The sequence below is a fragment of the Paenibacillus oryzisoli genome (assembly GCF_001653565.1).
Lineage (GTDB): Bacteria > Bacillota > Bacilli > Paenibacillales > NBRC-103111 > Paenibacillus_E > Paenibacillus_E oryzisoli.
The window spans coordinates 223,031-235,926 of record NZ_LYPB01000092.1 but is presented as its reverse complement, the minus strand read 5'-3'; the positions used below and the strand labels follow the sequence as shown (position 1 = coordinate 235,926).

Genomic DNA, 12,896 nt, shown 5'->3' with positions numbered 1-12,896 from the left:
CGCAAATGATAAATGGGGCTATCATGAAAGAAATTAGGAATATCTGGAGGCATGACAACATGAATCAGAAGAACAACAGCCAAGGAAGAAATAATTTACCTGTTGCAAAGCAAGAGGATGTAGAATTTTCAGCGGAAGTAGCAGATAGAGATGATTTCGAGGCTGCTGAGCGCGCGAAAGCGGCGGATGATCGTCAGGAAGATCAGTAATGGCTGAACGAGGGATTCTTGCCTATTTTCATTCCCCCGAACAAGCGGAAGGCGTTGCTTCCAAACTGAGAGCTTTGCGTGCCTTGGATGTGCAGGTGGAACGTTTCACGAATGATATCGGTACTGGGATTGAAATGTCCATGGCGGATAGCATGATAAGTAAAGATCTTGAGGTTGATACAGTGGGACTTGATATAGTATTAGCCGCAGTCATTGACGAGCAATGTTATGAGCAGGCTATCCGCGTGATCGAAACAGCAGGCGGTTCAGTTTAAATAAGAAGCACCTATTCCATCGAACTCCAATAGTGGGGTCCGACGGGGCAGGTGCTTTTTACCATTGTGCACAAGAACCTATTTATTCAACGCTCATCAATTTGACGAGCTTATCTGGATAGTTTGTAATAATACTGGTCACACCTAGAGCTAACATGCGTCTCATCATTCTCGTATCGTTAACAGTCCAAACATAGACTTCTTTACGGTGGGACTCAGCAAGCCGCATGAAAGCGTCATTTACTAGAGGGTAAGCTGCAGAAATGACGTCATAATCAGAACTTTTCATAAGTTGTTCGAGATCTTCAGTTTTTTGACCAACAATGAGGCCAGTTTTGATGGAATTGTTGAGTGTTTTCACTTTATGCAATAGATCTGCATCGAAAGAGGTCACCGTGCATTCCTTTACAAAATTATGCGATTGAATGATATCTACTGTTTTTTTGGCAAGGTCCACAGTGTGGCCGTTATTTTTCAACTCGATATTCAGCTTCATATGACCTTTGGCGAGTGTAATCACTTCATCTAGCGTAGGGACGCGCTCTTTTTGAAAATCCTTATGATACCAACTTCCAGCACTTGCTTGTTGGAGTTCCGTAGAGGTGACTTCCCACATATTCTTGGAGATGCCTGTTGTTCTATTGGCATTGTCATCATGCATAACCATGACGACTCCATCAGCGGATTCTTGAATATCTAACTCGGCGTAACCAGCATGATCAAGTATAGCTTGTTGAAACGCAGCAAGTGTATTCTCAGGTGTACTCCCAGAACTTCCGCGATGTGCGGTAACCTGACTGTAATTATCAGCCATCATAGTTTGGGTCGTCAGAGGTGCGATAAGTGCCATCGCTAGGAAAATAGGAAGAACCATAAGTATTTTGCGCATAAGATGTCTCCGTTCTTACGATACATAATGATGATGACCAATTCAATGTAGCATGCAAGTGTTAGGACTGTGTTAAGAAAATAAAAAAGCGCTTACATTTATGGCTCCATTTTACCCCAGAAGCGAAGTGTAGTACAATACTCTTTGTGAAAATAGACCTATAAGGGTCATTTTACATAGGGAATAACCGACAGGAGGAGCAATACCGATGCTTTGGCAAGAATTAACTGTACATACGACAGAAGAAGCAATTGAAATGATAACCAACTTTGTTCATGAATTGGGAGCCGGAGGTGTTTCCATTGAAGAATCAGGAACTTTAAATAAAGAGCGAGATACTTCATTTGGTCAATTATACGAAACGCCATTTAACGATATCCCGGAAGGAAGAGCTGTGATTAAGGGATACTTCTATCATGGCACCGACATGGAGCCTGTGCTGGCGAATTTGAAGGCTTCCGTGGAACAATTGACAGACTTCGATATTGATACGGGGAACCCGACTTTTGAAGTCGTTGAAGTCGATGATGAAGACTGGGCGCATGCTTGGAAAACATATTTTAAACCAATTCGTGTATCGGACCGCTTGACGATTAAACCTACTTGGGAAGAATACACGGCTTCACCAGGTGAGTTGATTTTGGAACTCGACCCAGGTATGGCGTTCGGAACAGGTACGCATGCAACCACTTCACTTTGCTTGAAAACGTTAGAGAAGGTACTTCAACCTGGCGACGATGTCATCGATGTAGGGACCGGCTCAGGTATTTTGTCCATTGCAGCAGCTAAGCTTGGCGCGAAGCATGTACTTGCTGTGGATCTGGATCCCGTAGCGGTTACAAGTGCGTTGGATAATACGAAGCAGAACCAACTTGAAGATCAAATTACAGTGAAACTTAGCGATCTTCTTGGCGTACTTAAAGAAAGCGAGTCCGAAGGGGATGCGGGATTAGGTGTTTCCATTCCTGTTCAGCTTGTAGTTGCGAATATTTTGGCTGAGGTTATTGTTATGTTCGTTGATGATGTATACGAGGTGTTGCAGCCCGGCGGTTATTACATAACTTCAGGAATCATAACGAACAAGGAAGCGGATGTAGAAAAAGCGCTGGTTGCAGCCCAATTCACGATCGTAGAGAAAAACTATGATTCGAATTGGGTTGTGATCGTAGCTAGAAAGCTGTAGGTGTAGCTCATGGGAGGCTTATTATTTTACGATTGGAATACGTTGCCGTTTGTTATCCTCGTACTCGTGCTTTCATTTACGATACATGAGTGGGCTCACGCGTATAGTGCCTATAAATTAGGAGATGATACGGCATATAAATTTGGGCGTGTCTCTTTAAATCCAATGGTCCATCTGGACCTATTCGGGACGATTATGCTGTTGATCGCTGGTTTTGGTTGGGCGAAGCCCGTGCCTGTTAACCGTGGCAATTTCAAGCGTCCTCGCTTGTTTGGGATTATTGTGACCGCGGCGGGGCCGATTAGTAACTTGGTTATGGCCTTTATTACATTATTTATTTTTGCGCTTTTCCAGAAGTATGGTTGGCTGGATGGGATGAGTAAAGGCAGTAGTGACGCAATTAACATTTTTTTTCAACTGATGGTCACGATTAATCTTAGATTATTCTTGTTTAACTTAATTCCAATTCCACCTTTAGATGGGTACAGAATTATTCAAGATGTAGTTAATTTAAGATATACAGATAAGCTTGTAAAATTTGAACAATGGTCTTCAGTAATTTTCCTTTTAGTAGTTTTCATTTCTCCAATTAGAAGAGTTACATTAGATCCGTATTTAAGGCTAATTTACGATATTGCCGACGCTCTTGCGAAACCTATATTTTGGATTTTGGGCATGTAGCACTGTCCAGATAGTACCATATAGATTTTCAGGTTCAAACGAGGTATGATGGTGTGTGGAAGTTCTACTTGCAACGCTGTTTAAATGAAGTTCACATGAGCGAAGATAGAGAGGCTTGACTATGCAACGTTATTTTTTACCGCCCCAGCAGTTCCATGCTGCTACACAATCAGTCACCATTGAGGGTGACGATGCTCATCATCTTGGTCGTGTCATGCGAGCAGAAGTCGGGGATCAGGTGATTTGCAGCAATGGCGTGGATCGCGAGGTTCTCGTTCGCATCACTCACTTGGATAAAGGAGCTGTTACAGCGGAAATCGTGGAGGAACTTGCGATGGATGCGGAAGCAGCTGTTGACGTGTGGATTGCACAGAGCTTGCCCAAAGGCGATAAGATGGAGCTTATCATTCAAAAAGGTACCGAGATCGGGGCAGCCCGGTTTCTTCCTTTTTTATCGGAACGAACTATTGTACAATACGATGCGAAGAAGGAAGCTAAGCGCACAGAGCGTTGGCAGAAAATCGCGAAAGAAGCAGCAGAACAAGCCCATCGAAATCGTGTTCCGCAGATTGAATCCGTCTACTCGTGGAAGCAACTTCTGCAGCGGGCGAAGGAAGCGGACGTGGCTTGGATTTGTTATGAGAAAGAAGATGGTCAACAACTGAAACCTGCGATTCAGTCGGCGATTGCAGCTGGGCAGATCGAACCAGGCAAGCAAGTGTTGATTGCGGTTGGCCCCGAGGGCGGATTCACGGAGCAAGAAATTAAGCAAGCTGAAGAAGCTGGCTTTCGCTCGGTTTCGCTGGGGAATCGTATTCTACGAACGGAGACGGCAGCTATGGTAGGTCTTACGTGTCTGTTCTATGAAACCGGAGAAATGGGAGGATAAGCGATAATGGCAACGGTAGCGTTTCATACACTAGGATGTAAAGTAAACTTTTATGATACAGAAGCAATTTGGCAGCTTTTCAAAAATGAGGGCTATGAGCAAGTTGATTTCGAACATACAGCGGATGTCTATGTAATCAACACATGTACGGTTACGAATACCGGAGATAAGAAAAGTCGCCAAATGATTCGTCGTGCGATTCGTCGTAATCCAGAAGCGATCGTCGCAGTAACCGGTTGTTACGCACAAACATCACCAGCTGAAATTATGGCTATTCCAGGTGTAGATATGGTAATCGGGACGCAGGATCGTGACAAAATCATTCCGATTGTGAAGCAATTTGAGTCGGATCGTCAACCGATTAACGCAGTTCGTAACATTATGAAAACCCGTACTTTTGAAGAATTGGACGTGCCAGATTTTGCTGATCGTACTAGAGCTTTTCTGAAAATTCAAGAGGGCTGCAACAACTTCTGTACGTTCTGCATTATTCCTTGGTCTCGTGGACTTATGCGTAGTCGGGAACCGCAAAGCGTAATTGCACAAGCAGAGCAGCTGGTAGCAGCAGGCTATCAAGAAATCGTGCTTACAGGTATTCATACTGGGGGCTATGGCGAAGATATTGAAGACTACAGCTTAGCGAAGCTTCTCAAAGATTTGGATAAAGTGGAAGGCTTGAAGCGTATTCGTATTTCTTCCATTGAAGCGAGCCAAATTACAGATGAAGTGATTGATGTTCTGAAATCTTCGGACAAAATGTGCCGTCATTTGCATATCCCGTTGCAAGCGGGCGATGACCAAGTACTTGCGCGGATGCGTCGGAAATATACGACTGCTGAGTTCGCTCGTAAAATTGAGCGTCTGCACGAAATTATGCCCGATGTCGCCATCACAACAGATGTGATCGTTGGTTTCCCAGGTGAAACAGAAGAGATGTTCCGTGACGGATATAAGTTCATGGAGCAAATGAAATTCTCCGAAATGCACGTATTCCCTTATTCCAAGCGGACAGGTACACCTGCTGCGCGGATGGAAGATCAAGTAGATGAAGAAATCAAAAACGCACGTGTTCACGAACTCATTGACCTATCCGAGAAAATGCAATTGGCGTATGCGCAGAAATTTGTTGGGCAAGTGCTGGAAGTCATTCCAGAACGAACGTACAAAGGCGCTCCAGACAGCGGGTTGTATAGTGGTTATTCGGATAACTATGTGCAGTTAGTTTTTGAAGGCTCGGAAGAAATGATCGGTCAAGTATGCCGTGTGAAGGTTACGGAAGCCGGTGTAAATGAAAGTAAAGGTCAACTTGTACGCATTCTTGAAGGCGTAGTGAATTTGTAAGTGAAGGAGTAAGGCATCTACCTACCTCTACGCGTGGTCGTTCCTTAGAATGACCGCGATAGAGGTTTTCTCCATTACACGGAGCTTAGAACTATGAGTGAAATAATTTAATCTGATGAGGTGCTTCATAATGACATTGAACGCGAAAGAAATTGCTAGTTATATTGACCATACGTTATTGAAAGCAGATGCGAGCACAGCGGCGATTCACAAATTGTGTGAGGAAGCTGCGCAGCATCAATTTTTCAGTGTGTGCGTGAATTCGCAGTTTGTAGCAACAGCTGCCAAAGCATTGGAAGGAACAGGTGTTAAAGTTGCAGCAGTCGTTGGTTTTCCACTTGGCGCGAGCTTGAGTGAAGTTAAAGCCTTTGAAGCGGCTAAAGCTGTTGAAAACGGTGCCGCTGAAATCGATACCGTTTTGCCGATTGGTTTACTGCTTGAAGGACAACTGGATGCGGTTCGTTCAGATATTAAGCAAGTCGTAGACGCGGTCCAAGGGAAAGCTATCGTCAAAGTAATCATGGAAACAGGGTTCCTAAATGATGAGCAGAAAGCAACAGCTTGTCGTCTTTCCGAAGAAGCGGGTGCTCATTTCGTGAAAACATCGACGGGCTTTGGTCCTGGTGGAGCTACGGTAGAAGATGTTCGCCTAATGCGTCAAAATGTATCAAGTGCGATTGGTGTGAAAGCTTCTGGCGGGGTTCGCGACGCAGCAACGGCAATTGCGATGATTGAAGCGGGAGCAACGAGACTAGGGACAAGCTCTGGTGTAGCTATTGTGAACGGAACTCAAGGCGCTTCCACATACTAAGATAGCAGAGCGGCAGAGCGACAAGGGATCCTACGATATTGAAAATGGTTTGGGAACGAGCAATTTGTGAAGCTGCGTCATCAGCGAGTAGTGCTGAAAGACTTACGAGCGCATGGATAATCGGGTAAAAGAGGATCGCTCCTCCGACATTCAGCAGCACATGTGACCAAGCGACGTATCGCCCTGCGCGAGAACTGCTCATGCCGGCAATCAGGGCGGTGACACAGGTGCCGACATTGGCACCGATTGTGATCGCAACCCCGAGTTCGACGGGGATGGCGCCCGTGGCGGCGAGGCTCATCGCCATCGCAATGACGGCTGCGCTGCTATGCACGAGCGCAGCAACTGCAGCGCCTGCGAGGATGCCCCAGAGCAGGCTCGTTTGCGCTTGGTGCACGAACCAGGCGAACAGGCCGCGGGACTGCAGCGCAGGCCCGATGGTTTGCATGATCTCGATGCCGAGCAGCACGAGAGAGAAACCAGCCACCGCGAGCGATCCGTAGCGGACGCTGCGCAGCCATTGGCGACCGCCGTGCTGTGCGGCGGTCTGAGGTTGTGCCGCGGCGGCCCAGCGCGCGGCTGTGTTGTGGGGGCCGCCAGCCTGCGGCAGCGGCCCGGCTAGCCAGCTCGCCAGCCAGACGCTGGCGCTGGCGATCAGAATCGGCACGCCGATGCCACCCAAGCTGAGCCCGATCAGCTCAGTGGTGAGGCACGTGCCAATGTTCGTTCCGAGAATTACGCCAAGTGTTCTCGGGAAGGACAAGACGCCAGCGCCGACGAGGCCGATGGCGATGACTGTGATGGCGGTGCTGCTCTGCAGCGCCGCGGTGAGCACGGTGCCGGTGATAAGGCCGCGCACCGGTGTTCGGGTGAACCGCTCCAGCCACAGCTGGAGGCGGGGGCCCGCCCAGGTCTGAAGGGAATTTTCCATAAGCTTCATCCCAAGCAGAAATAAGATAAAGCCTGTAGCAACAGGCAGTATAATAGCATGAATCATGAGAAGATCTCCTTTTCGTGAGTGCACGACGTTTTCAACCAATATATGTGACCGTAAAGACAAGCATGACAAGCCAGATGGTATAGGTGAACGGTTTCACGCAAAGGACGGCTAAAATAATGGCAGCAGTAGTACTACATAAGAAACGCAAACCACGCTTGGAGCAAGGACATCCATGGGTGTATAAGAGTGAAATTGAGCGCACGGACGGAGACATTGAACCTGGACAGCTTGTATCTGTTCAAAATCACCTAGGCAAATATCTAGCAACTGGCTATTACAACGAAGCATCGCAGCTTACGGTGCGCATTGTATCGTATAGCCCCATTGAGGCGATGACGACGGAGTTTTTCATTGAACGATTTACACGTTGCTTCCTACATCGTCAGCGTTTTGTGAAAGGTGCGCAGTCGTATCGTCTGGTTTATGGAGAAGCTGACTTCTTGCCTGGACTTATTGTTGATAAATTCGAGAACACGTTGGTAGTTCAGCTATTGACCTTGGGGATGGACCTCTGCCGAGACAATATCGTAGAAGCCCTGGTACATGTGATGAAGCCGGTAGGGATTTATGAACGAAGTGATGTTTCTATTCGTGAACTGGAAGGTCTGAAGCAGACGAAGGGACTTCTGTATGGCGATTGTGCGAAGCATGTTGATATTTTGGAAAATGGCCTTCGCATCCGCGTTGATATTGAAGAAGGTCAGAAGACGGGGTACTTCTTCGACCAACGGGAGAATCGCGCGGCGATCGCTCCGTTGATGACTGGCTGGGGTCACCGCAGCGGCATCAACTTGACGGAAATCGAAGAGAATGGCGTAACGCAAATCCTCCCTGTGAACGCGAATGGCAAAGTAGTAACATTTCCTCTGTGGGATGGTGCTTCCGTGCTGGAATGCTTCTCACATACGGGGAGTTTTACACTAAATGCTTGCCAATTTGGCGCGAAAAAAGTAACGTGTCTCGATATCTCCGAGCATGCGATTGAAAGTGCACGCATGAACGTTGCATTGAATGGCTTCGAGGATCGCGTTGAATTCGTCGTCGCAGATGCCTTCGAGTACTTGCGTACGCAAGTGAAGGGATTGGATGAGCGCAAGCTTCGCGCTGTGGCTGGTGCAGCAGGACAAGCCAAGATCGACACCTCGAAGCCTGTAGGCACGGGCGGACGTACATGGGACGTCGTCATCCTCGATCCACCTGCCTTCGCCAAGACCAAAAGTGCGGTGGAAGGAGCTTGCCGCGGCTACAAAGACATCAATTTACATGGCATGAAGTTAGTGAATGAAGGTGGTTATCTCGTCACAGCAAGCTGTTCATACCACATGCACCCTGAACTATTCCTTGAAACGATTCATGCAGCAGCAACCGATGCAGGTAAACTGTTACGCCTAATTGAGTTCCGCGGAGCAGGTATGGATCACCCGCGTATACTAGGTGTAGATGAAGGACATTATTTAAAATTTGCGATTTTTGAAGTTCGCAGCAAATAAATTGAGTACAGAAAGCAAAGCTGGTTAATTTGGCTTTGTTTTTTTGTTGTGTTTGCTGGTGTTGATTGGAAGAGGTTACGGGGCAATGTAACTAAATTACTAACTTGTATTAGGAGGACGAGTACCTGTTCTGTAAGTCCAATAAATAGAGTTACAGTAGAGAATTAGTGTGTTTACATCTCCGTAAGTCGAAAAAATCGAGTTACGGGAGAGAATCAGTGTGTCTTCATCTCCGTAAGTCTAATAAATCGAGTTACAGTAAAGAATCAGCATGGCTTCAGCTCCGTTAGTCGTATCATTCGAGTATCAGCAGAAATTGTAGTGTGCATACAACTATTACAACCTTATAAAAATATTAAGCTATGAAACCCCTAGCCTGAATAGTTTTCAACGCTTACTCCTTTTTGTTTTTTGCTATCCATGCTATAATAATAGAATATACGTTCGTATATCAAACTCCAATTAAACGCCTCCGATCCTCCTCCATCATCTACCACGCCGACTCATTACTAGAAATATGATAGAATAGAGAGATAGAAAAAGAGAATTGCTTACGAAGCAAGCTTTCCGACGGAAAGTGTTAGGAGGCCATGAATGACCATTCGATTCGTGATTGGTAGAGCCGGAAGCGGCAAGAGTGAACGTTGTCTGACTGAAATGAAACAACAGCTGGCAATGGCGCCAGAAGGTGATCCGTTGATTTTGCTTGTTCCTGAACAGGCTACTTTTCAAGCTGAGCACGCACTTGTATCGGATCCAAGTATTCGGGGAATGATTCGCGCGCAAGTCTTAAGTTTTCATCGTTTAGCATGGCGTGTTATGCAAGAAGAAGGCGGGACAGCGCGTCTGCCGATTGATGATACAGGCAAGAAGCTGCTGTTAACGAGCATTTTACATAAATATAAGGATAAACTCCGATTATTTGGCCACTCTGCTGAGCAAATGGGTTTTGTGGATCGACTGAACCAGCTCTTTACAGAAATGAAACGTTATTGCGTGACGGCAGAACAGTTGGAAACGCATGAAAATAAACGAGTAACTCTCCTTGGTGAACATGGTTTGCTTAGGGATAAAATGCATGATATTCAACTGGTGTATCGTCAATTTGAGGAGGAGCTTGCGAGACAGTATTTGGACGGCGAAGATTACTTAACACTGCTCGCAGAGCAAGTTAAGAACTCGGTTTATTTGCGTTCAGCATCCCTCTGGATTGATGGATTTCATGGCTTTACACCACAAGAATTCAATGTACTTGGTGCATTGTTTGCTGCTTGCAAACAAGTGACGATTACGTTGTGCTTGGATCGCGAACTGCAAGCAGGGGATAGTCCGGATGAATTGGATTTGTTTCATCCTACAGCTACGACGATGGTACGTCTGCAAGATATGATATGGCAGCTTGGACTTGGTGCGGCTGAAGTGATTCATCTCTCCCCCGAGCGTTCGCCTCGATATGAAGATAGCCCTGCACTAGCTTATTTAGAGCAGAATTTTGACCGTCGAATCGGTGGTGGGGCACCTAAGTACAAGACTTTGCCTGGAGAAAAGATCGAAGATCAGCTCGTTATTAGGGAAGCGGTTCATCGTCGTGCAGAAGTTGAAGGCGCAGTGCGTGATATGCTTCAGCTAGTTCGAGAGCATGGCGTGCGTTGGCGTGAAATGGCCATCATGGTGCGGAACATGGAAGGGTACCAAGACTTGTTAAACATGGTACTTACGGATTATGAGATACCGCACTTTTTTGATCAGAAGCGTTCGGTGCTTCATCATCCACTCGTGGAATTCATTAGGTCTGCACTCGAGGTTATTCAGCATAATTGGCATTACGATGCGGTGTTCCGGTGTATTAAAACGGATTTACTTTTGCCTGCTGGAGCGACAACGCTACGGACTGAACTAGATAAATTAGAGAATTATGTACTTGCATTTGGAATTCAAGGCTATAGATGGACGGATGGCAAGCCATGGACGTATAAATTTCGTGCCAATTTGGAGCAAGCAGATGTTGAGGTAAATGAACAATCCACTGAGCTTCAAGCGCTGAATACGAGTAAATCGTGGGTCGTTGGTCCATTATTGGCGTTATCCAATCGCCTTGCTCAAGCGCGTACGGTCAAAGCTCAGGTCGAAGCGATTTATGAATTATTGGTGACTGTACAGGCACCAGAGAAGTTAGAAGCATGGACACAGCAAGCAACTAGGGATGGAAAGCCAGAAAAGGCTCGCGAACACGGTCAAATGTGGAACAGTGTGATGGATATGCTGGATCAATTAGTGGAAACCATGGGCGATGATGAACTATCTTTGGAGTTGTTTAACGGTCTAATTGAAACAGGGATGGAAAGCATGAAACTGAGGTTAGTTCCACCATCCATGGATCAATTACTGATTGGTAGTATGGACCGAACACGCTCAAGCGGGATTCGGTATGCGTATATTTTGGGAGTAAATGACGGGGTTATTCCTGCCCAAATGGCTGAAAAAGGTGTGCTCACAGAAGCAGAACGCAGTGTTCTCATGGACTCTGGACTGCCAATGGCGGATGGAAGCCGTCGAAAGCTGTTAGATGAGCAATTTATTGTGTATACATCATTAACTGTTCCAGGCAAGCGGCTTTGGATGAGTTATTCGTTAGCAGATGAAGAAGGGAAATCGTTATTGCCTTCGGAGTTGATTAGACAGATGCGACAGCTTTTTCCAAGTACGGATCAGTCGCTGCTTCTAGCAGAACCTTCTGCGGAAGCCTCTGAGAGTGAGCAAGCTGCTTATCTGGCGCATCCAACACAGGCGATCTCTTATTTGGCTGTGCGTATGAAGCATTGGATGCTAGGGGGGCGCATGTCGGAATTATGGTGGGATGCTTACAATTGGTACGCGGAACGACCGGACTGGCAGTTGAAACTGCAATCGGTTGTGCAGGCATTGCAGTATACGAACAAAGAGAAGGGGCTGTCCATCCCTACTAGCCAGATGCTATATGGGCAACACTTACGTGCCAGTGTTTCACGAATGGAGAAGTATGTGGCTTGTCCGTTCTCGCATTTCATTTCTCATGGTCTAAGGCTGCAAGAACGTCGCGTCTATCGCTTAGATGCTCCGGATATTGGACAGTTATTCCACGCAGCGTTGAATCAATTCGTCCAGAAGCTGCAGCAGGATCAGTTAGATTGGGGTTCACTTTCTGCTGAGCAATGTATGGAGAGATCTGCACAAGTTGTAGACGAGCTTGCACCCAGATTACAAGGAGAAATTCTACTGAGTTCGAGCCGCTATGCTTATATAGCTAGAAAACTAAAACAAGTGGTCGGCAGAGCAGCAGTCATTTTAGGAGAACATGCGAAACATGGTCAATTTCAACCACTCGGTTTGGAGATAGATTTTGGGCCAGGCAAGGATTTACCGTCACTTACATTTGAATTGGAAAACGGTTGTACCATGGAGATTATCGGCCGAATCGACCGTGTGGATCGAGCGGATGGCGAGAATGGCGTGCTTTTACGAGTAATTGATTATAAATCCTCTCAAACAGCTCTGCAGCTTTCGGAAGTGTACTATGGATTATCCCTGCAAATGCTGACTTACTTGGACGTTATTCTTACACATGCAGAGACATGGCTTGGTGTCCAAGCGAAGCCTGCAGGTGTGCTCTATTTCCATGTGCATAATCCAATGTTACAGCAAAAAAATGCGCTTGATCCGGCTTCCATCGAGAAGGAGCTACGTAAACGTTTCAAAATGAAGGGGTTAATTACCGCTGATGCTGAAGTAGCTGGATTGATGGATGATGAGCTCATCCATAGTTCAGGCCATTCACAACTTATCCCAGTTGCTCTAAAGAAAGATGGGAGTTTTTACTCGACTTCATCTGTAGCGACGGACGAGCAGTGGGACACGCTGCGCACTTATGTACGCAAACAAGTAAAACAAATTGGTACGAACATTACAGATGGGCATGTGGATATCGCTCCTTATCGGTTGGGGAAAAAATCAGCCTGTCAGCACTGCTCGTATTCATCGATTTGTCAAATAGATCCCTTATTTGAAGGGAATGACATCCAAGTCTTTCGACCGCGTGCGAAGGATCAAATTTGGACGGATTTGGCTGAGCAGGTTAGCCAGTCTTGAAGG

Annotated in this window: 11 protein-coding genes; 9 read left to right on the top strand and 2 right to left on the bottom strand. The window is 46.4% G+C overall.

Features of this window, described 5'->3' with window-relative positions; all coding sequences use genetic code 11:
- Positions 1–59: 59 nt before the first annotated feature.
- Positions 60–209 (top strand): YfhD family protein, encoded by a 150-nt coding sequence (locus A8708_RS35105; RefSeq protein ID WP_082927949.1) that lies wholly within the window; start codon positions 60–62, stop codon positions 207–209.
- A complete protein-coding gene (locus A8708_RS32455; RefSeq protein ID WP_068670822.1) occupies positions 209–484 on the top strand; it encodes a hypothetical protein in 276 nt (91 codons plus the stop codon). The genes A8708_RS35105 and A8708_RS32455 overlap by 1 nt, the downstream gene beginning before the upstream one ends.
- An 82-nt stretch (positions 485–566) precedes the next feature.
- On the opposite strand, the gene A8708_RS32450 is transcribed toward A8708_RS32455, so the two are convergent.
- Complete coding sequence (locus A8708_RS32450) at positions 567–1,373, bottom strand: glycerophosphodiester phosphodiesterase (protein ID WP_068670819.1); 807 nt, start codon at positions 1,371–1,373, stop codon at positions 567–569.
- 208 nt (positions 1,374–1,581) lie between these two features.
- Between A8708_RS32450 and prmA the strand changes: the two genes are divergently transcribed.
- The 5 genes from prmA (at position 1,582) to deoC (ending at position 6,278) form a co-directional block, all read left to right on the top strand.
- Positions 1,582–2,556, top strand: coding sequence for a 50S ribosomal protein L11 methyltransferase (gene prmA / locus A8708_RS32445; RefSeq protein WP_068670817.1), 975 nt, complete (start codon positions 1,582–1,584; stop codon positions 2,554–2,556).
- A 9-nt stretch (positions 2,557–2,565) separates the two neighbouring features.
- Complete coding sequence (locus A8708_RS32440; RefSeq protein WP_068670815.1) at positions 2,566–3,237, top strand: site-2 protease family protein; 672 nt, start codon at positions 2,566–2,568, stop codon at positions 3,235–3,237.
- A 121-nt stretch (positions 3,238–3,358) separates the two neighbouring features.
- Entirely contained in the window at positions 3,359–4,126 is a 768-nt protein-coding gene (locus tag A8708_RS32435) for a 16S rRNA (uracil(1498)-N(3))-methyltransferase (RefSeq protein WP_068670813.1), read from the top strand.
- A gap of 6 nt (positions 4,127–4,132) precedes the next feature.
- The gene (mtaB, locus tag A8708_RS32430) at positions 4,133–5,467 is read left to right on the top strand and encodes a tRNA (N(6)-L-threonylcarbamoyladenosine(37)-C(2))-methylthiotransferase MtaB (RefSeq protein ID WP_068670811.1); all 1,335 of its coding nucleotides are present in this window, start codon (positions 4,133–4,135) and stop codon (positions 5,465–5,467) included.
- 130 nt (positions 5,468–5,597) lie between these two features.
- Positions 5,598–6,278: a deoxyribose-phosphate aldolase gene (deoC, locus tag A8708_RS32425; RefSeq protein ID WP_068670810.1), complete on the top strand. Its 681-nt coding sequence runs from the start codon at positions 5,598–5,600 to the stop codon at positions 6,276–6,278.
- Here the strand turns inward: deoC and A8708_RS32420 are convergent.
- Positions 6,241–7,275 (bottom strand): Na/Pi cotransporter family protein, encoded by a 1,035-nt coding sequence (locus tag A8708_RS32420; protein WP_068670808.1) that lies wholly within the window; start codon positions 7,273–7,275, stop codon positions 6,241–6,243. The genes deoC and A8708_RS32420 overlap by 38 nt on opposite strands.
- Positions 7,276–7,394: 119 nt before the next feature.
- On the opposite strand from A8708_RS32420, the gene A8708_RS32415 reads away from it, so the two are divergent.
- Positions 7,395–8,768, top strand: coding sequence for a class I SAM-dependent rRNA methyltransferase (locus A8708_RS32415; protein ID WP_068670806.1), 1,374 nt, complete (start codon positions 7,395–7,397; stop codon positions 8,766–8,768).
- Between the two features lie 594 nt (positions 8,769–9,362).
- Entirely contained in the window at positions 9,363–12,893 is a 3,531-nt protein-coding gene (gene addB, locus A8708_RS32410; RefSeq protein ID WP_068670804.1) for a helicase-exonuclease AddAB subunit AddB, read from the top strand.
- The last annotated feature ends 3 nt before the right edge of the window (positions 12,894–12,896 follow it).